General features: G+C 65.5%; 27 protein-coding genes. 12 read left to right on the top strand and 15 right to left on the bottom strand.

Annotation, left to right across the window (positions count from 1 at the left end):
* The first annotated feature begins 6 nt into the window (after positions 1 to 6).
* A complete protein-coding gene (locus ABZ789_RS04150) occupies positions 7 to 1,143 on the top strand; it encodes an acyl-CoA dehydrogenase family protein (protein WP_358419359.1) in 1,137 nt (378 codons plus the stop codon).
* Positions 1,144 to 1,153: 10 nt separating this feature from the next.
* Here ABZ789_RS04150 and ABZ789_RS04145 read toward each other — a convergent pair whose 3' ends face one another.
* From ABZ789_RS04145 to ABZ789_RS04090, 12 genes are all read right to left on the bottom strand, one after another.
* On the bottom strand, positions 1,154 to 1,447 hold the full coding sequence (locus ABZ789_RS04145; protein ID WP_358419356.1) for a gas vesicle protein K: 294 nt from the start codon (positions 1,445 to 1,447) through the stop codon (positions 1,154 to 1,156).
* Positions 1,444 to 1,671 carry a gas vesicle protein gene (locus tag ABZ789_RS04140; protein WP_358419353.1) on the bottom strand — a complete coding sequence of 76 codons (228 nt, stop codon included), beginning with the start codon at positions 1,669 to 1,671 and terminating at the stop codon, positions 1,444 to 1,446. The genes ABZ789_RS04145 and ABZ789_RS04140 overlap by 4 nt, the downstream gene beginning before the upstream one ends.
* The gene (locus ABZ789_RS04135) at positions 1,668 to 2,456 is read right to left on the bottom strand and encodes a GvpL/GvpF family gas vesicle protein (protein WP_358419350.1); all 789 of its coding nucleotides are present in this window, start codon (positions 2,454 to 2,456) and stop codon (positions 1,668 to 1,670) included. Before ABZ789_RS04135 ends, ABZ789_RS04140 begins: the two co-directional genes overlap by 4 nt.
* Entirely contained in the window at positions 2,449 to 2,850 is a 402-nt protein-coding gene (gene gvpJ, locus ABZ789_RS04130) for a gas vesicle protein GvpJ (protein WP_358419347.1), read from the bottom strand. The genes ABZ789_RS04135 and gvpJ (ABZ789_RS04130) overlap by 8 nt, the downstream gene beginning before the upstream one ends.
* A complete protein-coding gene (gene gvpO / locus ABZ789_RS04125; RefSeq protein WP_358419344.1) occupies positions 2,847 to 3,143 on the bottom strand; it encodes a gas vesicle protein GvpO in 297 nt (98 codons plus the stop codon). Before gvpO ends, gvpJ (ABZ789_RS04130) begins: the two co-directional genes overlap by 4 nt.
* Positions 3,144 to 3,147: 4 nt before the next feature.
* A complete protein-coding gene (locus ABZ789_RS04120) occupies positions 3,148 to 3,402 on the bottom strand; it encodes a gas vesicle protein GvpG (protein WP_358419341.1) in 255 nt (84 codons plus the stop codon).
* Between the two features lie 3 nt (positions 3,403 to 3,405).
* A complete protein-coding gene (locus ABZ789_RS04115; RefSeq protein ID WP_358419338.1) occupies positions 3,406 to 4,218 on the bottom strand; it encodes a GvpL/GvpF family gas vesicle protein in 813 nt (270 codons plus the stop codon).
* Positions 4,218 to 4,628, bottom strand: coding sequence for a gas vesicle protein GvpJ (gene gvpJ / locus ABZ789_RS04110; protein WP_358419335.1), 411 nt, complete (start codon positions 4,626 to 4,628; stop codon positions 4,218 to 4,220). Before gvpJ (ABZ789_RS04110) ends, ABZ789_RS04115 begins: the two co-directional genes overlap by 1 nt.
* Complete coding sequence (locus ABZ789_RS04105; RefSeq protein WP_358419332.1) at positions 4,625 to 5,800, bottom strand: SRPBCC family protein; 1,176 nt, start codon at positions 5,798 to 5,800, stop codon at positions 4,625 to 4,627. Before ABZ789_RS04105 ends, gvpJ (ABZ789_RS04110) begins: the two co-directional genes overlap by 4 nt.
* A gap of 5 nt (positions 5,801 to 5,805) precedes the next feature.
* Positions 5,806 to 6,444 carry a hypothetical protein gene (locus ABZ789_RS04100; protein ID WP_358419329.1) on the bottom strand — a complete coding sequence of 213 codons (639 nt, stop codon included), beginning with the start codon at positions 6,442 to 6,444 and terminating at the stop codon, positions 5,806 to 5,808.
* 279 nt (positions 6,445 to 6,723) lie between these two features.
* Complete coding sequence (locus tag ABZ789_RS04095) at positions 6,724 to 7,251, bottom strand: TIGR04338 family metallohydrolase (protein WP_358419326.1); 528 nt, start codon at positions 7,249 to 7,251, stop codon at positions 6,724 to 6,726.
* Positions 7,248 to 8,057, bottom strand: coding sequence for a DUF2786 domain-containing protein (locus tag ABZ789_RS04090; RefSeq protein ID WP_358419323.1), 810 nt, complete (start codon positions 8,055 to 8,057; stop codon positions 7,248 to 7,250). Before ABZ789_RS04090 ends, ABZ789_RS04095 begins: the two co-directional genes overlap by 4 nt.
* A 97-nt stretch (positions 8,058 to 8,154) precedes the next feature.
* Between ABZ789_RS04090 and ABZ789_RS04085 the strand changes: the two genes are divergently transcribed.
* The 7 genes from ABZ789_RS04085 (at position 8,155) to ABZ789_RS04055 (ending at position 16,580) form a co-directional block, all read left to right on the top strand.
* Entirely contained in the window at positions 8,155 to 9,606 is a 1,452-nt protein-coding gene (locus ABZ789_RS04085; protein ID WP_358419320.1) for an alanine/glycine:cation symporter family protein, read from the top strand.
* 47 nt (positions 9,607 to 9,653) lie between these two features.
* The gene (gene ugpC / locus ABZ789_RS04080) at positions 9,654 to 10,727 is read left to right on the top strand and encodes a sn-glycerol-3-phosphate ABC transporter ATP-binding protein UgpC (RefSeq protein WP_358419318.1); all 1,074 of its coding nucleotides are present in this window, start codon (positions 9,654 to 9,656) and stop codon (positions 10,725 to 10,727) included.
* A gap of 156 nt (positions 10,728 to 10,883) precedes the next feature.
* On the top strand, positions 10,884 to 12,158 hold the full coding sequence (locus ABZ789_RS04075; RefSeq protein ID WP_358419315.1) for an ABC transporter substrate-binding protein: 1,275 nt from the start codon (positions 10,884 to 10,886) through the stop codon (positions 12,156 to 12,158).
* Between the two features lie 17 nt (positions 12,159 to 12,175).
* The gene (locus ABZ789_RS04070) at positions 12,176 to 13,249 is read left to right on the top strand and encodes a sugar ABC transporter permease (RefSeq protein WP_358419312.1); all 1,074 of its coding nucleotides are present in this window, start codon (positions 12,176 to 12,178) and stop codon (positions 13,247 to 13,249) included.
* A 62-nt stretch (positions 13,250 to 13,311) separates the two neighbouring features.
* A complete protein-coding gene (locus tag ABZ789_RS04065; protein ID WP_358420170.1) occupies positions 13,312 to 14,145 on the top strand; it encodes a carbohydrate ABC transporter permease in 834 nt (277 codons plus the stop codon).
* Positions 14,142 to 14,333 (top strand): hypothetical protein, encoded by a 192-nt coding sequence (locus tag ABZ789_RS04060; protein ID WP_358419309.1) that lies wholly within the window; start codon positions 14,142 to 14,144, stop codon positions 14,331 to 14,333. The genes ABZ789_RS04065 and ABZ789_RS04060 overlap by 4 nt, the downstream gene beginning before the upstream one ends.
* Positions 14,334 to 14,456: 123 nt before the next feature.
* Positions 14,457 to 16,580 carry a transglycosylase domain-containing protein gene (locus ABZ789_RS04055; RefSeq protein ID WP_358419306.1) on the top strand — a complete coding sequence of 708 codons (2,124 nt, stop codon included), beginning with the start codon at positions 14,457 to 14,459 and terminating at the stop codon, positions 16,578 to 16,580.
* Here ABZ789_RS04055 and ABZ789_RS04050 read toward each other — a convergent pair.
* Complete coding sequence (locus ABZ789_RS04050; protein ID WP_358419303.1) at positions 16,555 to 17,166, bottom strand: TetR/AcrR family transcriptional regulator; 612 nt, start codon at positions 17,164 to 17,166, stop codon at positions 16,555 to 16,557. The genes ABZ789_RS04055 and ABZ789_RS04050 overlap by 26 nt on opposite strands.
* 51 nt (positions 17,167 to 17,217) lie before the next feature.
* Here ABZ789_RS04050 and ABZ789_RS04045 point away from each other — a divergent pair, with 51 nt between their 5' ends.
* Genes ABZ789_RS04045 through ABZ789_RS04035 form a run of 3 tightly spaced genes read left to right on the top strand, consistent with a single transcriptional unit; the run spans position 17,218 to position 20,296 of the window.
* The gene (locus tag ABZ789_RS04045) at positions 17,218 to 18,450 is read left to right on the top strand and encodes an acyl-CoA dehydrogenase family protein (protein WP_358419300.1); all 1,233 of its coding nucleotides are present in this window, start codon (positions 17,218 to 17,220) and stop codon (positions 18,448 to 18,450) included.
* Positions 18,451 to 18,467: 17 nt separating this feature from the next.
* Positions 18,468 to 19,541, top strand: coding sequence for a phosphotransferase family protein (locus tag ABZ789_RS04040; RefSeq protein ID WP_358419297.1), 1,074 nt, complete (start codon positions 18,468 to 18,470; stop codon positions 19,539 to 19,541).
* Positions 19,538 to 20,296, top strand: a complete 759-nt coding sequence (locus ABZ789_RS04035; RefSeq protein ID WP_358419294.1) for an SDR family oxidoreductase — start codon at positions 19,538 to 19,540, stop codon at positions 20,294 to 20,296. The genes ABZ789_RS04040 and ABZ789_RS04035 overlap by 4 nt, the downstream gene beginning before the upstream one ends.
* A gap of 90 nt (positions 20,297 to 20,386) precedes the next feature.
* On the opposite strand, the gene ABZ789_RS04030 is transcribed toward ABZ789_RS04035, so the two are convergent.
* Together ABZ789_RS04030 and ABZ789_RS04025 are read right to left on the bottom strand one after the other, a co-directional pair.
* Positions 20,387 to 21,487, bottom strand: coding sequence for an inositol-3-phosphate synthase (locus ABZ789_RS04030; protein WP_358419291.1), 1,101 nt, complete (start codon positions 21,485 to 21,487; stop codon positions 20,387 to 20,389).
* Entirely contained in the window at positions 21,480 to 22,037 is a 558-nt protein-coding gene (locus tag ABZ789_RS04025) for a PadR family transcriptional regulator (protein WP_358419289.1), read from the bottom strand. The genes ABZ789_RS04030 and ABZ789_RS04025 overlap by 8 nt, the downstream gene beginning before the upstream one ends.
* A 207-nt stretch (positions 22,038 to 22,244) precedes the next feature.
* Here ABZ789_RS04025 and ABZ789_RS04020 point away from each other — a divergent pair, with 207 nt between their 5' ends.
* Positions 22,245 to 22,667, top strand: coding sequence for a DUF5318 domain-containing protein (locus ABZ789_RS04020; protein WP_358419286.1), 423 nt, complete (start codon positions 22,245 to 22,247; stop codon positions 22,665 to 22,667).
* The last annotated feature ends 261 nt before the right edge of the window (positions 22,668 to 22,928 follow it).

Here is a 22,928-nt window from a genome sequence, read left to right as displayed (position 1 = left end):
CCGGACATGAATTTCGAACTCGACACCGAACAGGACATGCTCCGCGCGACCGTCCGCGACCTGCTCTCCGGCGCGTACGACGTCGAGGCGCGCAACCGGGTAGCCGAGAGCGACCTGGGCTGGAACCGCGACGTGTGGAAGCAGCTCGCCGAACTCGGCGTGCTGGGGCTGCCTTTCGCGGAGGAGCACGGTGGCATGGGTGCGGGGCCGGTGGAGGTCATGGCCGTCATGACCGAGATCGGCCGTGCCCTCGCTCCGGAGCCGGTGCTCGATGCCGTTTATCTGCCCGGCCGGCTGGTCGCCGAGGTCGGCACCGACGCGCAGCGCTCCGACATCCTTCCGCGAGTATCCGAGGGCACCCTGCTCCTCGCATTCGCACACGACGAGCCGGGCAGCCGATGGCCGCACACCGAAGTGGGCACCACCGCGACCCGCGACGGCGACTCCTGGTCACTTTCCGGACGTAAGAACCCTGTGCTGCACGGTGATTGCGCCGAGACGCTCATCGTCTCCGCGAAGCTCCCCGAAGGTGGTGTCGGCCTGTTCGTCGTCGACGCCGGGGCCGACGGTCTGGTCCGCACGTCGTACCGCACCCACGACGACCGTCGCGGTGCGCAGATCGTGCTCGACAATGTTGCGGCCGTGCCGCTCGGCGAGGCGGCCGATGCGTCCGCGGCGATCACCGCAGCCCAGGTGCACGCGCAGGCGGCGCTGTGCGCCGAGGTGGTCGGTGCTCTCGATTCCTCCGTGCGGCTGACGACGAGCTACCTGAAGCAGCGCAAGCAGTTCGGCGTGCCGCTGTCCACCTTCCAGGCACTCACCCACCGTGCCGCCGACATGTACGTACAGTACGAACTGGCCTCGAGCATGAGCCTGTACGCCACGATGGCCCTCGCCGACGGCATCGTCGACCCGGCCATCGCGTCGCGTGCCAAGCTGCAGGTAGGCCGGTCCGCGCGCAAGATCGGTCAGGAAGCGGTGCAGATGCACGGTGGCATCGGTGTCACGGCCGAGCACTCCATCGGCCACTACCTCAGCCGCCTGACCGCGATCGAGCACATCCTCGGCACCATGGACGACCACCTGCGGGTGCTCGCCGGTGGGGTGAAGGAGTACGAGCTCGTCGAGATCGCCGGGATGTGATCGCTCGGGCTCACTCCCGGGGAAGCAGTGTCCCCAGCGGGCCGAGGTCGATGTTCAGATCCTCGGGGGTGAGCCCGAAATGGTCGCGGAGTTCGGCCATTCGTTCTTCCAGCAGCATCAGTGTCGTCCCGAGTCGTTCGATCTGTTCGTCGCTGAGATCGCCTGCGTCCACCCGGTGCAGTGCCTGCCGCTCCATGAGCTGCCGGAGCAACTCGACCAGGGTCAGTACGAGCGTCACCAGTCCCCGCTCCACGGATTCGGGGTCGGCATCGATGCGTGAGGGGATGTGCGCAGACTCGCTCATGGGTTCCCCCGGACGCCACGTGGAACGGCGGCGTCGATTCCCTGTGCGGAGAGGGTGCTGATCGACGAGATGAGTGCGCGCAGCGAGATCCGCACCAGGTCGATCTCGGCAATCGACAAGGTGATGTCGCCGGTGATGACCACTCCTCCCGACAGCACGCGATCCAGCAGGTCGATCAGTGCGATCCGCCGGTCCTCGTCCACCGAGCCGTCGGCGTACCTCACGGGGAAATCCGTTCGGCGCCGGCGAACGAGTAGGGTGGCCACGGACCGCTCGTTTCGAGCCGTATCCCAGGATGACGCGATCCGAGCTTATTTACCTCCGAAAGGAACTCGTCGGTGCGTTCGTCGTCGACGAGATAGGTGCCGTTGAGCAGCATCCATTCCTGGCTCCCGCTCAACGCCGGATCGGTGGGTGCGCCACGGCGTCCCGCAGCGGACTTGCGCAACAGCCGGTCGTGGATCTCGTCGGCACGTGCGGCCGCGTCACGTTCGACACTGTCCTGCGCTGCGAGCTGTGCACGGCGTCGAAGCAGATAGGCGGTACCGCTGCCGGAACCGGATTCGTCCGTGTGGGATTCGGCGACCACCCGGGTCAGCGCCTTCCGGTCCCCGAACGCCTTGACTCCCCACTCGGTGCGTCCCCTCACCAGGGAGAGCGCCGACGAGAACTGTTCGCTGTGGTCGACGAGGAGGGCGCGTACCCGCTCGTCGTCGAGGCAGACGGTCGCGAGTCGCAGCGGTACCACCGGGGCGTGCCGCGAGAGATTCGCGACGACCGAATCATGGGCTCTGGCTACGTTCTCCAGCCAGTCGAGGTCCTCCAGATTGCGTGTCAGTGCGGCTTCGCCGAAACCCTCGAGGGGAACCGTTCCGACCACGGCGGTCAATCCACCCTCGGATACCGTGCGGACCTGCTCACCGGATACGCCGGATGCGGCCTCGATCTCGTGGCCGGCGAGAGCCTCGTCGGTCACGGCGTACATCCAGACCCCGGTCGTGTCAGTCACGTTCGTCCTCGTCCTCGTCCTCGTCCACGATCTCCGCAGGTTCCGCCGCCCCGGCCGCCTCGAGCGCGGCCAGCCGCTCGCGCAGCCGCCTGTTCTCCAACTCGAGTTCGGCTCTGCTCGTATCGATCTCGGGTGTGCGCGGCTTGCTCGTCAGCCAGGGATCGTTCTCCCACCAATCGATTCCGACCGCCTTCGCCGTCTCGAGCGAGGCGATGACGAGACGGAGCTTGATGGTGAGAAGTTCGATGTCGAGCAGGTTCACCTGAATGTCGCCGGCGATCACCAGCCCCTTGTCGAGGACACGTTCGAGGATGTCACCGAGGTTGGTCGAGCGGTTGCTGCCGCCGTAGGGTTGCGGCGACGACGTGCCGCCTCCCCCGCCGATGACCGTCATGTCCCGGTCCTCGCTCCGATGTCGCTGCTACCGCGCCCGTAGCGGCGGGTCCGGCGATATGCCAACAGGTTCCCGTCCAGATCGATCTCCACCTCGTAGAGCGCGAGCATGTCGGCCGATGACGGTATCCGCCGGTCCTCCACGACCTCGACCTCGACGACCCATCCGTCCTCGGTGGGTTCGATCGAGGTGACGCCCTGAGCTTCCTTCGAGGTCAGTTCCTTCAGGTGAGTGAGGGCCGCCGACGCGGCCTCGGCCGCCGAGATCGCGGGAGGTCCGGTGTCGGGCGCCACGAGATCACTCCTCTCCCTCACCGGGCGCGGATCCGCTACGCGAGATCATCCGGTTCAGTACGGCCTGCTGCGCCGCGTCCTTCTCGTCGGGCGACAGTTCGCCGGCCGCTGCCGCCTCCTCGATCTGCTCGAGTTCGCGCCGCACGTTCGCCGGATCGTGCAGTTGCTGGTCTACCTGCTCCTCGATGATCTCCCCCAGCCACATCACGCCCTTCACGGGCGCGAGCGGCAATGTGAGCAGGGATGTCACGAGTCCCATCGGTCAACCATCCTCTCCCGGATCGGATTTCGCTACGAAGTCGTATGCCGCCATGGGGCCGAGCAAGGAGATGTCCACTCTTTCCTCCCATTCCCTGCCCAGATCTTGCAGGATGCCCTCGAGTTCGTCCTGTCGTTCGAGTTCGACGAGGACGGCGATGTGGACGGCATCCTGCTCATGGGTGGGCTGTCGCTCGTTGACCATCGGATCGAGCGAGGCAAGAGCCTCGACGGTACGGCGCGTGTCCTCGTTCCGTTTGCTCTCGATCGTCGCGTTGATGATCTCCCCGAGCGCCATTCGTGCCTCTCGGGTCGCATCCTCCGACTGCCCCCGGATCTGTTCCCGCAACTGCGAGGCGTCGGAGTTCTCTTCGAGAATCTCCTGCAGAATCGTCGATTCGACGTACCGCCCCTTCACGACGAACTGAGCGAGGCCGTCGAGTTGCTCGAGTGCGGATTCGAGTTCGTCCTCGTGTCCTTCGAGCAACTCCTCGGCGACGGCATCTCGATCGGTGAGGACAGCGCCGAATCGGAGCGGGAGTACGGGTGCGACCGTCACGGTCCCGTCGAGCAGCGCGGCATGTGCCTGGAGGTCGTCCGGAGTGCCGAGGGCTCGGTCGGTCGGGATCTCGCTCACCAGGGCGGCGATGCGTCCGGAGCGAACGACCGAGACGTCCGCGGGAGGGTTGCCGACGCCCGACGCGTGCTCCTCCGGTTCCACATCCGAGGGTACGATGCCGTACACGTATACCGCAGTGGTGGAAGCGGATTCGCGAGCCCCATCCTGATCCGGTCGTTCGGTCTGCTCGGTGGACATCAATCCTCACCCCTGCGTGATCGTCGAGCGGGTTGCTTCTGGTCCTGCGCGTCCCCGAGAAACTCGCTGACCTTCTCGCCCGCAGCCTCGAGCGCTCCCTTCGTCTTGTGCTTGGCGCCCCCGGACGTGATGTCGCCGACGAGATCCGGCAGCCCCTTCGGCTCGTTGTCGGAGATTTCCAGCCGGTTCACCGCTTCCGCGAACCGCAGGTAGGTGTCCACACTGGCGACGACTACACGCGCGTCGATGGTGAGCAGTTCGATACCGACGAGCGAGACTCGCACGAACGCATCGATGACGAGTCCCTTGTCCAGGATGGTGTCGATGACGTCGGCCAGGCCGGACGAATTCGGGCGGGCCATGCCGCCGCCGCCACCGCCGCCGCCTCCTCCTGCGGGTTGGATCGTCATTGTCGGGATCCTCTCGAACTACCCGAGCGTGCGCCCGTGGTCTTGGTCGCCCGGGAACGCTTCGTGGGTGCGCGTTTGCGAGCCTGCTGCGGCTCCTCGTCTTCGTCCTCCGGTGACTCGTCCTCGTCCTCGTCCTCGTCCTCGTCGAGATCCTCTTCCTCTTCCTCGTCGCGAAGGTCGTCTTCGTCCTCCGGCGCCTCGTCTTCGTCCCCCTCGTCGTCCTCATCGAACTCGTCTTCTTCGTCCCGGAGCTCTTCCTCTTCCCTCCGCGCCGTCTCGTCGTCCTTGACGACCTCACTCTCGCGAATCTCGCCGTGCCATCCCACGATGTCGTCGGGATGCAGCAACGCGTCGGTCATCACGTGGCGCTGGAAGTGCTTCAGTTCCAGGCGGGACCGGCGGCCGACCGCCCGCCAGAGATTCGCGGTGCGCTCGAACAGGCCTCGGGGGTGGTATTCGAGGACCATGATGACCCGGGTCAGATCCGGTGTGAGCTCGTGGAAGGTCACCGCACCGTCGATGTAACCCTTGCCGCCCGTGGAACGCCACACGATCCGTTCGAAGGGCACCTGTTCGAGGATCGTGGACTCCCAGTTCCGGCGCGACCAGAACACCTTGCCGGTCCAGTGGAGCTTCTCGTCCTCGACCTGTTCGACCTGCTCGACCTTCTTCATGAACCTCGGCCAATCGGCGAACTGGGTCCACTGGTCGTAGACCAGGTCGATCGGTACCCCGATGTCGACGTATTCGACGATGTTGGTGAGCTTGAGTTGCTTACCGCCGCCGCCCTTCCCGTTGCCACCTCCGGTGAGGGAATCCTTGACGTCCCCGAACTTCTCTTTCGCGGTGTTCTTGAGGTTGTCGAAGCCGGAACTGGCGGCTGCCTTCAACGGTGATTCGCCCTGGGCGAGCTTGTCGACACCCGTCAGCGCACTGGCAAGGCTGCCGCCCTTGCCTTCGGAGTAATCCTGTAATCGCCCGGCTGTGCCGGTGACTCTGTCCGTCAGTTTCGACAAGGCATTCTGGGCGACCGTGCCCGCCAGACCTTGCAGGGATTGCTGCAGACCTCCGGCTGCTCCGTCGGTGGCCTTCCCGGCGGTATCGGTCGCCGTCTTCCCGGCCTTGCCCACCGCGTCGGTGACTCCACCCGGTATGTCCTTCAACTTGGCCATCGCTCTCACCGTCCTGTTCGGCGTACGGGCGCGCGACCGGACGACGACGATGCACCACTACTACTGCGGGCGGCCCGCTTACGAGGCTTGGGAGGTGCCTCCTCCTTGTCGTCCGCATCCTCGGGTTCGGCCGACTTCTTGCTGCGGGAGGCTCGCGGACGGGAGGGCGCGCGCGGAGCGCGCCGACGAGGGGTGGGACGCTCGGGTTCCGGTTCCTCCTCGGCATCCGAATCCTCCTCTGCGCCCCCTTCGTCCGGCTCGTCGTATTCCGGTTCTTCGTCGTGTGATTCGTCGTACTCGTCTTCGTACTCTGCCTCTGCGTCCTGCGACTCCCCGTCCGCTCCACTCCCGCCGGCGCGGGCCTGCAGGCGCTCGTTGATCGCGTCGATGCGATTGCTGGCGGCGGTCACGGCGGCGGCACGCGCGGCGTTCATGAGCTCGCCGCGCACGGATTCGGTGATCTTGTTGATCTCGGGAGACGAGCCGAGCATCGAAGCGCTGCGCTGAAGGACTTCCTGGGGATTGCTGGGCAGTTTGCCGGTGACCCCGGCGCCGGCAAGCATCATGGCCAAGCGCATCTTCTTGGTACGGCCCAGGAAATATCCGATGCCCACACCGAGGGCGACTCGTGCTCCGGGTTTCATCACCGTTCTCCTTCGTATGCCGCGCGTCGTGAAGGCGTGCTCGGAAGGTCTCGGTGGGCTGCGCAGCCGACGCGTGTCTCTATGTGATGCAAACCACAGTACGGCAATTACGACCGTGATTCGTATGCTTCTCGGCCGCGTTAACCGGAGCGGGGTCGGGGGCTCATAAAGTACCAAACAGTCTGCTCCGCAGCAGGATACGACGGTTGCTACACATCGGCCCCGTTCGACCGGTAATTCCGAAAGGAGCCTGTCGCCCGGAAGGGGTGGAAACCGGTTTTACCCCCGCGAAGGAGGTGGGGCGGTTATTCCCGTTGCCTGCAACGCGAATGCTGCTTCAGGGCCGATGATTTCACCAACCAGTGTGAGAAAACGTTCGACGAAGGCCGGACCGTGGGCGCCTTCGGTGGCGTCGTCCGGGTCGTGCAGATCGAGATGGTGCGCGAGTTCGTGCAGGACCACCATTTCACGGAATGCCCATGCAGTATTCGAGCGATGTTCGGGGAGGGCGATCGTCGCGCAGTCACGTTCGTAGTGTGCTGCCGAATTTCCGGCCCGCGCCCGCACGCGCACGGGCACGGCTGCGCGTTCCCAACGCGCGCGTACCCAGCCGAGGCCGAGCACGGCATCGATGTAATCCTGCACGGAGGCTATCGAAGCGAACCGTCGCTCGATCGGGAGTGTGACGTGGGAGCCTGCGACCTCGACGGTCCTCAGGCCGCGTTCGTCGGCCCGGTCGAGCATCTTCCGTACGATCGATTCCGCTTCGTAGACAGCACTTCTGCGAGTATCGCGCAGCTTGGTCACCGTTCCAGCCTCCTCGAAGCCGACGGCAGCTCGGGTGCCGTTCCCAATCGTGCTGCGCGTCCGGCGCGGTCTCCTGCCCGCCGAGCGTCGGCCGAACGCGCCGACGGCGCCCGATTACCGCGCCAACTGCCCCGCGCCTGTGACGTGCTGCGGTAGAAATCCTGGAGTTCCAGGCTCTTCCCACGCAAGACCAACGCCGTACCCGGTGCGGATGTTTCCGCCTCGTGTTCGATCTCCTGCTTTGCCTCGGCCAGCCTGGCACCGATCCGTGCCGCGAAGGCCGACTGGAAGTTCAGGCGTGCGGTCACCGCAGCAACCGGTTTGCGGACTCGTGTGCGGACACGGCGTCCCCCGCGCTCCTCCACCACCGTGCGCACAGTGGACTCGGAGCGAAAACTACCTTGGCGTATATAGGTGTCGGAGGCCCTCACCATCTGTACGAGCAGGGACGAATACAGTGCCTCGCACACGTCGATGTCGTCGGCGAAGCCGTAGGCGTAGATGACGGTGGAGGTCGCGGTGATGTCGCACTGCACGTCGTTGGCAGCGGCGATCGCGAGGAACAACTGCGCATAGGTGCGCAGTCCCTTCTTTCCGGTCTCCCCGATGGTGATCAGTCGCTGCACCGGGGCGGCGCGGCGTTCCTTCGACGCGGTATGGCTGCGCGCCACCGCGAGGTCGATCGAGGCAGAGGTCGCGAGTCGCTGCGCCGCCGCGAGGAAGGCATCGGCCTCGTGCGGGTTGTCGGTGGACTCGGCTTGGCGCAGCAGCCCGCCGATACGACTCAGCATCTTGTCCGAACTCACCCCGCGAGCGTAGAGCCCGGCACCGACTCCGCTCACGAGACCGAGAACACGGGTGAAATTCCTGCGGAACCGACCATCACCGACCACGATCGTGAAGATGGACACTGCGGTCGATCTCGTCACCGACATCAACGACACGTTCTGGTATGCCGTCATCGCATTGCTCGTAGGCTCCGGCCTGTTCTACACGGTGCGCTCGCGGTTCATCCAGATCAGGCTGTTGCCCGACATGCTGCGTTCGATCGCCGAGAAGCCGGCCACGATGCCCGACGGCGAGAAGGGAATCTCGGCCTTCCGGGCGTTCTCCGTCTCCGCGGCGTCACGAGTGGGCACCGGCAACGTCGCCGGTGTCGCGATCGCGATCAGCCTCGGTGGTCCGGGGGCCGTCTTCTGGATGTGGGCGATGGCGTTGATCGGTGCGGCCACCGCCTTCCTCGAGTCCACTCTCGCGCAGTTGTACAAGGTGCGCGACAAGGGCGCCTATCGCGGTGGTCCGGCCTACTACATGCAGTACGGCCTGGGAAAACGGTGGATGGGCATGATCTTCGCGGTGATCATCACGATCACCTACGGGTTCGTGTTCAACGCGGTGCAGACCAACTCCATCGTCGACGCCGTGGCGAGTTCCGTCGGTGAGAAGACCATGGCAGTGCAGGTGGGTGTGGGTCTCGTGGTCGCAGTCCTCGTGGGTGCGGTGATCTTCGGCGGAATCCGCCGGATCTCTGCGGTGTCGCAGATCGTGGTGCCGGTCCTGGCGACCGCGTACCTGGTGATCGGGCTCATCGTCGTGATCCTCAACATCGAAGAGGTTCCGACGATGTTCCGGTTGATAATCGAGAACGCATTCGGAATCGAGGAGATCGTCGGAGGCGGCTTCGCCGCTGCCTTCATGAACGGGATCCGCCGCGGGCTCTTCTCCAACGAGGCGGGGATGGGTTCGGCCCCGAACGCCGGTGCCACCGCCGCTGTTTCGCATCCTGTGAAGCAGGGGCTCGTCCAGAGCCTGGGCGTCTACTTCGACACCTGGCTGGTCTGCTCGATCACCGCGTTCATCATCCTGCTGTCGGATCCCCAGTTCGGCAGCGGCCTCGAGGGCGCTGCCCTGACCCAGAACGCGCTCGCATCCCAGCTCGGCGACTGGACGGTTCATTTCCTCGCGGTGTTGATCTTCTTCCTCGCGTTCACCTCGGTCATCGGCAACTACTACTACAGCGAATCGAACATGGAGTTCCTCACCGGTTCGCGTCGCGTCCTCCCCTACCTCCGGTCGGCGATCGTGGTGTGCGTGTTCCTCGGAGCCATCGGATCGCTTCCGCTCGTGTGGGCGCTGGCAGACCTCGCGATGGGGATCATGGCCACCGTGAATCTCATCGCCCTCATTCCGCTCTCGGGTATCGCATACGCGTTGTTCCATCACTACACGGCGCAGCGCAAGCAGGGACGCGACCCCGTCTTCCGTGCAGGCGACGTCCCCGGCGTGCGCGGAATTCAGGTGTGGACCGAAGAAGACCTCGCGCCGGTGGACCGCGACGGGCGTGATGCACGGTAGATTCCCCTACCGCACGAGCGTGTTCCGCTTCGGAAAGGATCTGCGAGATGGCGTCGGTGACCTTCGACAAGGCCACGTGCCTGTTTCCCGGCTCGAGTACGCCCGCGGTCGACGCCCTCGACCTCGAGATCGAGGACGGCGAGTTCCTCGTCCTCGTCGGGCCCTCGGGTTGTGGCAAGTCGACTTCGCTGCGCATGCTCGCCGGCCTCGAGGAGGTGCACAGTGGGCGCATCCTCATCGGCGACAGCGATGTCACGGCGCAGGATCCGAAGGAACGCGACATCGCGATGGTGTTCCAGAACTATGCGCTCTATCCGCACATGTCGGTCGCAGAGAACATGGGTTTCGCCCTGAAACTTGCCAAGACACCCAAGAACGAAATTCGCGAGCGGGTCGTCGAGGTCGCAAAGATGCTCGATCTGGAGCAGTTCCTCGACCGGAAGCCCAAGGCGCTGTCCGGTGGCCAGCGTCAACGTGTTGCGATGGGCCGGGCGATCGTCCGCCAGCCGCAGGTGTTCCTCATGGACGAGCCCTTGTCGAATCTCGACGCCAAACTGCGTGTCCAGACCCGCACGCAGATCGCACAGCTGCAGCGCAGGCTCGGCACCACAACTGTCTACGTCACGCACGACCAGGTCGAGGCCATGACGATGGGAGACCGCGTCGCGGTGCTCGAGAAGGGCATCCTGCAGCAGTGCGCCTCCCCGCGCGTGCTCTACAACCGGCCCGCGAACGTCTTCGTCGCCGGCTTCATGGGTTCGCCCGCTATGAATCTGTTCCGTCTCCCGGTGTTCGACCGCGGTGCCGTGATCGGCGACATCCATGTCCCGATCCCGCGCGACGTTCTCGGCCAGGTCTCCGAGACGGAGGTCGTACTCGGCATCCGTCCCGAGCATCTGGAGATCTCGAACGAAGGTCTGGCCATGGACGTCGACGTGGTCGAAGAACTGGGATCCGAGGCGTACGTCTACGGCCGTGCCGATGTCGGTGGGATCGTGCAGCAGATCGTGGCGCGCAGCGACTGGCGCAATCCCCCGCAGAAGGGCGACCGCCTGTACCTGCGATTCGACCCCGAGCAGGTACACGTCTTCGGGACGTCCGACGGGCGGCGCATCGGCTGATCGACGTTACCGGATCGCACGCGTGACTCGACACTCGACCGATTCAGGATGGGCGGAATGCCGCCTTTTTCCGGTGGCGCGTGCCACAGTAGTGGCCGGTGTCGGTGCGCCCGGGTCACCGACGTGAGTTTTCGACCTCGAAATGGGGAGTTGTTGATGGTTCTGAACACGAAGGCGATGCGGAGGGCCGCGATCGCTGCGACGGCTGCGACCGCACTCGTTCTCGCAGGTTGCTCGTCGGACGACGGCGGCGACGCTGCGAGCGGTGAAGGTGCCGCTTCCGGTGAGGGTCGCGGCCCGATCACCATCGTCGAGGGGCAGGATCCCCTGAACACGGCGCTCGAGGCGATCATCGCCGACTGGAACGCCGAGCACCCCGACGAACAGGTGACCTTCAAGCCGCTCGCCGCGGAGGCCAACGACCAGTACGACGACATCGCGCAGCGCATGCAGGCGCGCAGCGACGAGTACGACCTCATCGCCGTCGACGTCACCAACACCGCCGAGTTCGCCGCGAACGGCTGGCTGCTTCCCCTCGAGGACGAGTTGGCGATCGACACCGAGGGGCTTCTCCCCGCGACGGTCGAGTCGGGCACCTACAACGGCACCCTCTACGCGGCGCCGAAGAACACCAATGGTGCATTCCTCTACTACCGCACCGACCTCGTCGACCAGGCGCCCGCCACCTGGGACGAACTGAAGGCCCAGTGCCCGAAGGCCGAGGAGGCGGGCGTCGCCTGCTATATCGGCCAGTTCAAGAACTACGAGGGTCTGACGGTCAACGTCACCGAGATCGTGAACGCGTTCGGCGGTTCCTTCGTTTCGGAGGACGGCCTGACTCCCGCTATCGACGAGAAGACCGCCGAAGGTCTGCAGTTCATCGTCGATGCGTTCGAGGACAATGTCATCCCCGCCGCCGCGCAGACCTACTCCGAGGGCGAGTCGCAGACCGCCTTCGGCAACGGTGAGGCACTGTTCATGCGCACCTGGCCGGGCTTCTACACCGACGGTGAGTCGTCGTCGGTCGCCGGCAAGTACGGCATCGCCGTCCTTCCGGGTGTCGACGGACCCGGCGCGTCCACGCTGGGCGGTTACAACGTCGGTATCAGCGCGTTCTCCGATGCGCCGGCCACCGCACGCGATTTCCTCGAGTTCATGCAGACCCGCCAGTCGCAGATGTACTACGCGGAAGCGGGGGGCGCCCCGGTTCTCGCCGAGGTCTACGACGATGCGGGGATCCTCGAGCAGTACCCCTACTTCTCGACCCTGAAGGAAGCGCTCGAGTCGGCGAAGCCGCGTCCGGCATCGCCGTACTACTCGGCCGTGTCGAAGGCGATCGCCGACAACGCCTACGCTGCGATCCGCGGCGAGAAGACCGTTCAGCAGGCGCTGGACGACACCAAGGCCGGCATCGAGACCACCGGCAACTGATGCTCTAGGAGCAGTACATGGCTGACCCGCAGGTCGACACCCCCGCGGATCCGCCACACGCAGCCGCGGTCGGGACCGGACACGGTCCCGACCGCGAACGTGTGGGCGGACGTCACCGCGTGCCCGGATCTCCTGTCGTGGAGGTGAAGAAGCAGCGCAGGATCCCGGTGTGGATGTTCATCGCGCCGTCGATGCTCGTCCTGGCCGTGATCATCCTCTACCCGCTCGGCCGAGCGGTATGGATGTCGCTGCACGGTGACGCGAAGACTCTGGATCCGGAGACCGGGCGGTTCGTCACAGGCGGTTTCGTCGGCATCGAGAACTACACACGGTGGATCACCCAGACCTGCGGCACGGCCACCGGCTCGATTCCCTGCCCTCCGGGCACCCTCGGCGCGCAGTTCTGGCAGTCGATCTTCAATACCTTCTTCTTCACCGTCGTCACGGTCTCGCTCGAGACCGTGATCGGTTTCGCCATGGCGGTCGTCATGGCCAAGTCGTTCCGAGGCCGCGGCCTGTTGCGTGCCTCGGTGCTCGTACCGTGGGCGATCCCGACCGCCGTCACCGCCAAGCTCTGGTTCTTCATCTTCGCCAACGACGGTGCCGCCAACAAGTTGCTCGGCACCGACTATCTGTGGACCGCCGATCCCTGGCCCGCCCGGTTCGCGATCATCATCGCGGACGTATGGAAGACCGCCCCGTTCATGGCGCTGCTCATCCTTGCCGGCCTGCAGATGATCCCCCAGGACGTCTACGAAGCCGCGAAGGTCGACGGTGCGAACGCATGGCAGCGGTTCAAGATGATCACCCTGCCGTTGGTGAAACCCGCCCTCATGGTGGCGATCCTGTTCCGCACCATGGACGCGCTGCGCATGTACGACCTGCCCGCGATCATGATGGGTTCGAATCCGGCCACATCGACGATCTCCGTGCTCGTCGTGGACCAGATGCGGCAGGGCTCGAACTCCGCGTCCGCCCTGTCGACCATCACCTTCCTGCTGATCTTCGCCGTCGCCTTCGTGCTGGTGAGATTCCTCGGCGCGAATGCCGTGAGTACGCAGGAGAAGCAGCGTAAGGGGGAAGTCGTATGACCACCACCGCCACTGCGGCGCCCCGCACCGAGTCGCAGCCGGTGCAGGTCCGCAAGGTGCCCATGACACGCAGATTGCGCACGGTCGGCACATATCTGGGTGTCGCGCTGATCGTCGTATGGGGTCTGGCCCCGTGCTACTGGATGATCGTCACAGCCCTGCGGGATCCGTCGGAGACGTTCAGCACGACCCTGTGGCCGTCGAACCCGACCCTGCAGAACTTTGCCGACGCGCTCGACCCCGACGCGAAGGTCAACTTCTCCCGCGCGCTGCTCAACAGCGTCATCATCGCGGGTGCGACCACAGCGATCGCTCTGCTGCTCGGTGTGTTCACCGCCTACGCGCTGTCACGGTTCGAATTCCGCGGCAAGTACTTCGTCACCGGCATCATTCTCGGCGCGTCCATGTTCCCTGTCGTCGCGCTCGTGACGCCGCTGTTCCAGTTGTTCACCGACATCGGATGGATCGGCAGCTACCAGGCGCTGATCATTCCGAACATCTCGTTCGTCCTGCCGCTGACCGTATATACGCTCACGTCGTTCTTCTCGGAACTGCCGTGGGAACTCGAGGAGGCTGCCCGCATGGACGGCGCGACGCGGGGTCAGGCGTTCCGCCTGGTGATGCTTCCGCTCGCGGCACCGGCCCTGTTCACAACGGCCATCCTCGCGTTCATCGCGACCGTCAACGAGTACCTGCTGATGTCGCAGCTGTCGAGCGAGCGCACGGCTCCGGTGACGGTCGCGATGGCCCGGTTCACCGGCACCGATCCGTACGTCACCCCGTACGCATCGATCATGGCGGGCGGCACCCTGGTCATGGTGCCGCTGGTGGTGATGGTGCTGATCTTCCAGCGCCGCATCATCTCGGGTCTGACCGCGGGCGGCGTCAAGTCGTGAGGAAACTCCCGCGCCGGAACAGACTCGAGATGCTGCTCGGGTTCCTCACCGTGTTCACGGCGATGGCCGTGATCGGTGCGGTCGCCGAGGCGACGTCGTCGCAGCCGGGTATCGTCCCGTCGCTCGTGCTGCTCGGGTTCGTCGTGGCATGGGGTTTCGCGTTCCGCGCATGGCGTAGATCGGGTTGACGACTCCGTGCGCGTGACGAACAGCACCAACCTCGCGTTCCGGGCATCCTCGGTGGTCGCTTCCGTACCATACGGTGGGCGGGAGATCCCGCCCGAAGACCCGGTACGGAGAGAGTGCAACGAGTGACCAGCCCGAAGAGGTCGACCTCCCCGCGCGCCGCAGCGAAGAATCGCACGGGCCGCATCATCCGCTATGCCGTGCTCGCCGTGTTCGTTCTCGCACTGGTCGTGCCACTCGGCGTCTTCGTCTCCGCCTACAGTTCGGCGGAGGTACCCACTCCGTCGGACATGAGAACGAACCAGATCGCGCGCGTCTACGCGGCGGACGACACGACCGAGATCACCCGTGTGGTCCCGCCGGAGGGCAATCGACTCGAGGTCGGACTCGGGCAGGTGCCCGAGCACGTCCGCAATGCGGTGCTCTCCGCGGAGGACCGCGACTTCTACAGCAATCCGGGCTTCTCGATCACCGGCTTCGCTCGTGCTGCCCGCGACAACGTCATGGGCAAGGAGACCGCTGGCGGTGGTTCCACGATCACCCAGCAGTACGTCAAGAATGTGCTCGTCGGCGCCGACCGCACGCTCGAACGCAAGATGCGCGAACTCGTCATCTCGACGAAGATGGCGCGGCAGTGGTCGAAGGACGAGATCCTCGAGGCGTACCTCAACACCATCTACTTCGGTCGCGGCGCGTACGGAATCGCGGCGGCTTCCCAGGCGTACTTCGGCAAGCCCGTCGCGGAGTTGACGGTCTCCGAGGGTGCCGTCCTGGCCGGGGTGATCCAGGCACCGTCCTCGCTCGACCCGGAGAACAACAGGCCGGCGATCGAAGCGCGATGGAACTACGTACTCGACGGCATGGTCGACATGGACGTTCTCGAGCCGTCCGAGCGGTCGAGTCAGGAGTTCCCACAGACGGTTCCGGCGAACACCCTCGCGTTGGCCACCGAGGCGACCGGACCGGAAGGACACATCCGCACACAGGTTCTGCGCGAGTTGTCCGCGGCCGGGATCAGCGAACAGGTACTCAACACCGAGGGGCTGCGAATCACCACCACCATCGACCCGAAGGCACAGCAGGCGGCGGTCGAGGCCGCCCGGTCCACGCTGGCCGGGGAACCCGAGCAGTTGCGCACTGCTGTGGTCTCCGTCGATCCGCGGTCGGGTGCTGTACGGGCCTATTACGGCGGTGAGGACGGAGCCGGCTTCGATTTCGCGCAGGCCCCCCTGCAGACCGGTTCGGCATTCAAGGTGTTCGGCCTGCTCGCGGCTCTCGACAGCGGGATCGGTCTGAATGCTCGGTTCGACAGTTCACCGTTGACCGTGGGCAACGTCCGCATCGGCAACGTCGAAGGCGAGTCGTGCGGGCGCTGCACGATCGCCGAGGCGCTCAAGCGTTCGCTGAACACGAGCTTCTATCGGCTCATGATGTCGATGTCGAACGGTCCGCAGAAGATCGCCGATGCCGCTCACGCGGCCGGAATCCCCAAAACGATCCCCGGGGTCGAGGGGCAGACGTTGAGCGAGAACGGTGGTCCTCCCGAGGGCGGCATCGTCCTCGGCCAATACCAGGCGCGAGTGATCGACATGGCGTCGGCTTATGCGACGATCGCCGCCTCCGGGATCTTCCATGAGCCGTATTTTGTACAGAAGGTGGTCACGGCAGACGGGGACGTCCTCCTCGATCGTGAGCCCTCGCCCGGTGAGCGACGTTTCGACGCTGCGGTCGCGGACAACGCGACCCAGGCGATGATGCCCATCGCCGCGCACTCGCGCGGGCACGCGCTCGCCGGTGGCCGGCCCTCCGCGGCGAAGACCGGCACCACGCAGCTCGGCGACACGGGCTTGAACAAGGACGCCTGGATGGTCGGGTACACCCCCTCGCTGTCGACGGCGGTGTGGATCGGCACCCCCGACGGCAGTGCCATCACCAACAGCTGGGGTGGATCGATCTACGGTTCGAGTCTGCCGTCGGACATCTGGAAGAGCACGATGGACGGCGCGCTCGAGGGCACGCCGGTCGAGAGCTTCCCGTGGCCGGAGCCGATCGACGGCCAGGCGGGTGTGCCGAGTGATCCCGGCATCGAGACCACCACGACCTCGCCGCCCCCGCCTACCTTCCGGCTGCCCGACCTGTCGGACCTGCCGCCGATCACGATTCCCGCGCCGCCGGTCGACCTTCCGGTCCAGGTGCCTCCGCAGATCGAGGTCTTCCCCGGCGTCACGATCCAGATTCCGGGAATGTGAGGGGGCTGTTCAGCACGGCCGGCAGCAGCGCCGCCGAATAGTCGACGACCTCGTCCACGCTCAGCATGCCTTCGCGGAAGCGGTCGATCGCAAGCGATTCCACGAGTGCCCACCATGCTCGGAGGCGGATGCGGGTCAGGAGGTCGTCGTCGTAGTTCAGTGCGGTGACGACCCGTTCGACCATGGTGTCGCGCATCGAGTCGTGGATGGCGGCGATCTGGGGGTCGGATCCGAACCCGCTGTGGAAGAACGCCTGGTAGTTGTCGCCGTGACGGTCGATGAACGAAACGAACGCACGGAGTACGGCACGGAGCGGATCCTGCTCCTGCGGGTCGGGATTCGCCGCGCGCAGCAACCGGCGTGATGCGGCCCCGACGACCGCGACGTAGAAGTCCTGCTTGGTGGGGAAATAGCGGAACAGCAGGCTGCGGGAGATACCGGCGATCTCGGCCACGCGGTCGATCGACAGTGCGTGGATGGGGCGGGTCGACAGTTCCTGCAGGCCGATGGCCACGAGCTGCCGGCGACGCTCTTCGGGAGGCAGGCGACGGCGACCCTTGGAAGCCTCTTGTAGCGGGGTGCTCACGCCGTTAGCCTAACTGAGCGTTGCTCAGTTGTAGTCGACGGAAGGCATCCGATGGATTTTGCACAGTCCGAACGCAGTCGCGACTATCTCGAGCGTCTTCGCACGTTCATCGCGGCCGAGGTCGCGCCCGTCGAGCAGCGCCTGCATGCCGCGCGGCGCGCGGGAGGCGAAGGGCGCCGGGACATCGACGCTGCCGAGAGGTGGGCGGTGTCCCCGGAGTTCCGCGACCTGCAGCGCAAGGCCCGCGCGGCAGGATTGTGGAACCTCTTCCTCCCCGACGCCGAGCTCGGTGCCGGGCTGTCGAACGTCGAATACGCTCCACTCGCCGAGGAAATGGGCCGCTCGCAGTTCGCCTCCGCGGTGTTCAACTGCGATGCGCCCGACACCGGCAACATGGAGGTGCTCTATCACTACGGCAGCGACGCGCAGAAGGAGCAGTGGCTGCGACCCCTGCTCGACGGTGAGATCCGCTCGGCGTTCTGCATGACCGAACCCGATGTCGCTTCCTCGGACGCCACCAACATGGCCGCGACCGCCGTGGTCGACGGCGACGAGATCGTGCTGAACGGTCGCAAGTGGTGGAGCACCGGCGTCGGCCATCCCGACTGCAAGGTGCTCATCTTCATGGGGCTGACGGATCCCGAAGCCCACAAGTACCAACGACATTCGATGGTTCTCGTGCCTGTCGACACGCCGGGCGTCAAGGTCGAACGCATGCTTCCGACAATGGGCTTCTTCGACGAGCCGGGTGGCCACGGCGAGGTGTCCTTCACCGATGTGCGGTTGCCGCTCGACGCTGTCATCGCCGGTCCGGGAAGGGGATTCGAGATCGCACAGGGCCGGCTCGGTCCGGGGCGCATCCATCACTGCATGCGCCTGGTGGGACGGGCCGAGAACACGCTCGAACTCGCGTGTCGCCGTGGTCTCGAACGTACCGCCTTCGGCAAGCGGATCATCGATCTCGGCGGTAACCGCGAACGGGTCGCCGACGCACGCATCGCGATCAACCAGCTGCGTCTGCTCGTCCTGCACGCGGCATGGCTGCTCGACACGCAGGGACTCGCCGGGGCGCGCTCGGCGGTCTCGGAGATCAAGGTGGTAGCACCGCGGGTCACGCAGCAGATCGTCGATTTCGCCATCCAGATCCACGGCGGTGCCGGACTGTCGGACGATTTCCCGCTCGCAGGTGCGTGGACGGCGGCGCGAGCGCTCCGACTGGCCGACGGCCCCGACGAGGTGCACCAGGGGCTCGTCGCCCGGTTCGAACTCGGCAAGTACGCGTGAGACGGGAGCTTCCGAGAGTGGCCACACTTCCCGACAACGCCCGCCCCGTTCGCGACGAGGACGTCTTCGACGTCGACGCGGTTGCTGCCTGGCTCGGCGAGGAGACAGGAATCCGAGAAGTACCCGAGGTACGTCAATTCTCGGGCGGTGCATCCAATCTCACTTACCTGCTGCGCTATCCCGATCGCGATCTCGTTCTGCGCCGCCCGCCGGCGGGAGCGAAACCGTCGTCGGGTCACGACATGGCGCGCGAGTACCGCATCCAGTCGATGCTCGCCCCGGTCTACCCGTACGTGCCGAGGATGGTCGGCCTGTGCACCGACCACGCTGTGCTGGGCAGCGACTTCTACGTCATGGAACGGGTTCCCGGCACCATCCTGCGCACGGATCCACCGGCGGAACTCACCCTGAGTGCGCAGGACACGCGCACGTTGTGCCTGAGGATCGTCGATCTGCTCGTCGAACTGCACGGCATCGATCCGGAGGCTGCGGGACTGTCCGGACTCGGGCGTGGTCCCGGGTACGTCGCGCGGCAGGTCGCGGGCTGGACGGCACGCTATGCCAAGGCACGCACCGACAACGTTCCCGACTTCGCGCGGGTCACGGAATGGCTGGCCGCGAGGCAACCCGAGGACGCTGCGCAGCGGGTGATCCACGGCGACTTCCGCCTCGACAACATCGTTCTCGACGAACGGGATCCGCTGAAGCCCGTTGCCGTCCTGGACTGGGAACTCGCGACCATCGGCGACCCGCTGATGGACCTGGGCTCGTCGCTCGCCTACTGGGTGCAGGCCGACGACGAACCGATGATGCTGCTCACCAAGCGCCAGCCGTCCGACCTGCCCGGAATGCTCACCCGCGACGAGATCGTCACCTTCTATGGAGAGAAGACCGTTCTGTCCGTGGACGACTGGAGTTTCTACGAGGTCTTCGGGCTCTTCCGGCTCGCCGGGATCGCGCAACAGATCTACTACCGCTACCACCACGGGCAGACCAGCAACCCCGCCTTCAAGGACTTCTGGGCGGTGGTCGGCTATCTCGAGTCCCGTTGCAGTGCACTGATCGATCGATACGAGAAGGAGAACAGATGAGCCGCCCGGAGCGACGGAACATTCTCATCACCGGTGCGAGCTCGGGACTCGGGGCCGGTATGGCGCGGGAGTTCGCCGCGCGGGGAAGGAATCTGGCACTCGCCGCACGACGGATCGATCGGCTCGAGGAATTGCGATCGGAACTGCTCGCCGCGTATCCGGGAATCACGGTGGGCGTGCGTGCACTCGACGTGAACCGGCACGACGACGTGTTCACCGTGTTCCGCGAATTCGACGAGGAACTCGGCGGCCTCGACCGGGTGATCGTCAATGCGGGTCTCGGCAAGGGGCAGCCACTGGGTACCGGTTACTTCCGTGCCAACGCCGAGACCGCGAACACCAACTTCCTCGGCGCGCTTGCGCAAAGTGAAGCGGCACTCGAACTCATGCGCCCCCGCGGACGAGGGCATGTGGTGCTCATCTCCTCGATGAGTGCGCTGCGCGGTATGCCACGGAACATGACGACCTATGCCGCTTCGAAGGCCGCCGTCGCCTCGCTCGGTGAGGGGATGCGTGCAGACCTTGCGGGCGCGGACATCCGGGTGAGTACGATCTTCCCCGGGTACATCCGCTCGGAGATCAACGAGAAGGTGAAGAAGGTGCCGTTCATCGTCGACACCGAAACAGGTTGTCGCGCACTGGCTGCCGCGATCGAGAAAGAGCCCGCCAAGGCGTACGTTCCGGCCTGGCCGTGGATTCCGCTCGCCTACGCGATGAAGGTGCTGCCGCTGTCGGTGATACGGAGGATGGCGTAGGCGAGTCCGGAACCGGCAGATCCGCAAAAGCGAAGGCCGCATCCCCTCGGGGATGCGGCCTTCGCCGGAGATCTTGCCGGAGAACGGTTCTTACGCGTCTGCTCCGATGATGAAGGCCTCGAGCTGGGCGCGGGCATCCTCGTCGGCCATCTGCACCGGCGGGGACTTCATCAGGTATGCCGAAGCCGGGAGGATCGGTCCACCGATGCCGCGGTCCTTGGCGATCTTCGCCGCGCGGATGGCGTCGATGATGATGCCGGCCGAGTTCGGGGAGTCCCAGACCTCGAGCTTGTACTCGAGGTTGAGCGGAGCATCGCCGAAGGCGCGACCCTCGAGGCGGACGTACGCCCACTTGCGGTCGTCGAGCCACTGCACGTAGTCGGAGGGGCCGATGTGCACGTCGCGGTCGTGAACCTTGCCGGCGAGGGGGCCGTTGAGGTTGGACGTGACGGCCTGGGTCTTGGAGATCTTCTTCGACTCCAGGCGCTCACGCTCGAGCATGTTCTTGAAGTCCATGTTGCCGCCGACGTTGAGCTGGTACGTGCGGTCGAGCACGACACCACGGTCCTCGAAGAGCTTCGCCATCACACGGTGGGTGATGGTGGCGCCGACCTGGGACTTGATGTCGTCGCCGACGATCGGGACACCGGCGTCGGTGAACTTCTGCGCCCACTCCGGATCGGAAGCGATGAAGACGGGGAGGGCGTTGACGAAGGCGACACCGGCGTCGATGGCGCACTGTGCGTAGAACTTGTCGGCCTCTTCGGATCCGACCGGCAGGTAGGAGACGAGAACATCGACCTCGGCGTCCTTGAGCGCCTGGACGACGTCGACGGGCTCGGCATCGGAGACCTCGATGGTCTCGGAGTAGTACTTGCCGATGCCGTCGAGCGTGTGACCGCGCTGGACGGGCACACCGAGCGGCGGCACGTCGGCGATCTTCATGGTGTTGTTCTCGCTCGCGAGGATCGCCTCCGACAGGTCGAATCCGACCTTCTTGGCATCCACATCGAACGCGGCGACGAACTTGACGTCGCGCACGTGGTAGGGACCGAATTCGACGTGCATCAGGCCGGGGACGGTGGTCTCGGCGTCCGCATCCTTGTAGTACTCGACGCCCTGGACCAGGGAGGAGGCACAGTTCCCCACGCCCACAATGGCCACGCGCACCGCGGTGCTGTTCTCACCCATGGTCGGGTTCTCCTTCTTTGTTGCGTGCTGCTGACGACTGCTCGGCGGCGATGAGTTCGTTGAGCCAGCGCACTTCGCGCTCGCTCGACTCGAGGCCGAGCTGGTGGAGCTGACGGGTGTAACGATCGAGAGTGCCGCTGGCCCGTCCGATCGCATCGCGGAGCGCTTCTCTGCGCTCCTCGACCTGGCGGCGCCTGCCTTCGAGAATTCGCATCCGCGCTTCGGCGGGGGTGCGACCGAAGAAGGCGAGGTGCACGCCGAATCCGTCATCGGTGTAGTTCTGCGGTCCCGTGTCGGCGACCAGCTCGGTGAAGCGTTCTCGCCCCTTCGGGGTGAGCTGGTAGACGCGGCGGGCGCGTCGCTTCACGGGACCGGGAATTCCCGAATCCTCTTCGATGAGGCCGTCCGCCTGCATCCTCCGCAGGGTCGGATAGAGCGACCCGTAGGAGAAGGCACGGAAGGCCCCGAGAAGCCCGGTCAGGCGCTTGCGCAGCTCGTAGCCGTGCATGGGCGACTCGAGGAGGAGCCCGAGTATCGCCAGTTCCAGCACGGGTCACCTCCCTGTGTCCGGTCGAACCAACCGATTGATACGACGCTGAACTATATCGTGCCGATATATACGACGATACGCCGCAGGCGATATATGTCACGGGGCGTGCCGGAAATCCGGGTGTGTCGGATCGAACGGCCACATCGTCCGTACCCGTTGGGCCACTCCACGCCCATCACTGTGCCGCCCGCACGTACTCTGGAAGCCGTGCGAATTCAGCGGCAGGTGGTGGACTACGCGTTGCAGCGACGCTCGCTGCTCGCGGAGGTCTACTCGGGGCGGCGCGGAGTCAGCGAAGTCTGCGACGCGAGCCCCTACCTGCTGCGAGCGGCGAAATTCCACGGAAGGGGCAGCGAGGTCGTCTGCCCCATCTGCCGTAAGGAGCAGTTGACCCTCGTCTCGTGGGTCTTCGGCGACAAGCTCGGCCCGGTCTCCGGTTCGGCGCGCACTCCCGAGGAGTTGGTGCGTCTGGCCGCCAGCCAGGAGGAATTCTCGGTCCACGTGGTCGAGGTATGCCGTACCTGCAGCTGGAATCATCTGGTGCAGTCGTACGTCCTGGGGTCGCAACCTGCCCCCAAGAACCCGCGTCGCCGGTCGACGGGATCGAGCCGTCGCACCGCCAGCGAGTGAAAGGGCACCGGCAACGTGTCCGTACCCTTTCCTGTGGAGTTCGCTCCTGGGTCCGACCTGCACGAGCTGATCGTCGCGTCGTCCGCTGCGCACATCATCGAACGGCTGCCCGTGTCCCGGAGCCGCCGCTCGACCATCCGTGGAGCAGTGTGGAGACCGCGCGGCATGATGCGTCGCGAGAACAGTTGGAGATGAGTACGTGAGTTCCCCCGACAACGAACCCGAGGACAACAAGGCCGTTCCGCCTCAGCGCGGCGGTCC

It is taken from the genome of Rhodococcus sp. NPDC047139 (assembly GCF_040643435.1).
GTDB lineage: Bacteria > Actinomycetota > Actinomycetes > Mycobacteriales > Mycobacteriaceae > Rhodococcus.
This window is presented reverse-complemented; position numbering and strand designations above follow the sequence as displayed.

Excerpts from the sequence above, each read along its gene's own strand:
- ABZ789_RS04150 (WP_358419359.1), top strand. The coding sequence starts at position 7 with ATGAATTTCGAACTCGACACCGAACAGGACATGCTCCGCGCGACCGTC.
- ABZ789_RS04145 (WP_358419356.1), bottom strand. The coding sequence starts at position 1,447 with ATGAGCGAGTCTGCGCACATCCCCTCACGCATCGATGCCGACCCCGAA.
- gvpJ (WP_358419347.1), bottom strand. The coding sequence starts at position 2,850 with ATGACGGTCATCGGCGGGGGAGGCGGCACGTCGTCGCCGCAACCCTAC.
- ABZ789_RS04120 (WP_358419341.1), bottom strand. The coding sequence starts at position 3,402 with ATGGGACTCGTGACATCCCTGCTCACATTGCCGCTCGCGCCCGTGAAG.
- ABZ789_RS04115 (WP_358419338.1), bottom strand. The coding sequence starts at position 4,218 with ATGTCCACCGAGCAGACCGAACGACCGGATCAGGATGGGGCTCGCGAA.
- gvpJ (WP_358419335.1), bottom strand. The coding sequence starts at position 4,628 with ATGACGATCCAACCCGCAGGAGGAGGCGGCGGCGGTGGCGGCGGCGGC.
- ABZ789_RS04105 (WP_358419332.1), bottom strand. The coding sequence starts at position 5,800 with ATGGCCAAGTTGAAGGACATACCGGGTGGAGTCACCGACGCGGTGGGC.
- ABZ789_RS04100 (WP_358419329.1), bottom strand. The coding sequence starts at position 6,444 with ATGAAACCCGGAGCACGAGTCGCCCTCGGTGTGGGCATCGGATATTTC.
- ABZ789_RS04085 (WP_358419320.1), top strand. The coding sequence starts at position 8,155 with ATGGACACTGCGGTCGATCTCGTCACCGACATCAACGACACGTTCTGG.
- ugpC (WP_358419318.1), top strand. The coding sequence starts at position 9,654 with ATGGCGTCGGTGACCTTCGACAAGGCCACGTGCCTGTTTCCCGGCTCG.
- ABZ789_RS04075 (WP_358419315.1), top strand. The coding sequence starts at position 10,884 with ATGGTTCTGAACACGAAGGCGATGCGGAGGGCCGCGATCGCTGCGACG.
- ABZ789_RS04070 (WP_358419312.1), top strand. The coding sequence starts at position 12,176 with ATGGCTGACCCGCAGGTCGACACCCCCGCGGATCCGCCACACGCAGCC.
- ABZ789_RS04065 (WP_358420170.1), top strand. The coding sequence starts at position 13,312 with ATGACACGCAGATTGCGCACGGTCGGCACATATCTGGGTGTCGCGCTG.
- ABZ789_RS04045 (WP_358419300.1), top strand. The coding sequence starts at position 17,218 with ATGGATTTTGCACAGTCCGAACGCAGTCGCGACTATCTCGAGCGTCTT.
- ABZ789_RS04035 (WP_358419294.1), top strand. The coding sequence starts at position 19,538 with ATGAGCCGCCCGGAGCGACGGAACATTCTCATCACCGGTGCGAGCTCG.
- ABZ789_RS04030 (WP_358419291.1), bottom strand. The coding sequence starts at position 21,487 with ATGGGTGAGAACAGCACCGCGGTGCGCGTGGCCATTGTGGGCGTGGGG.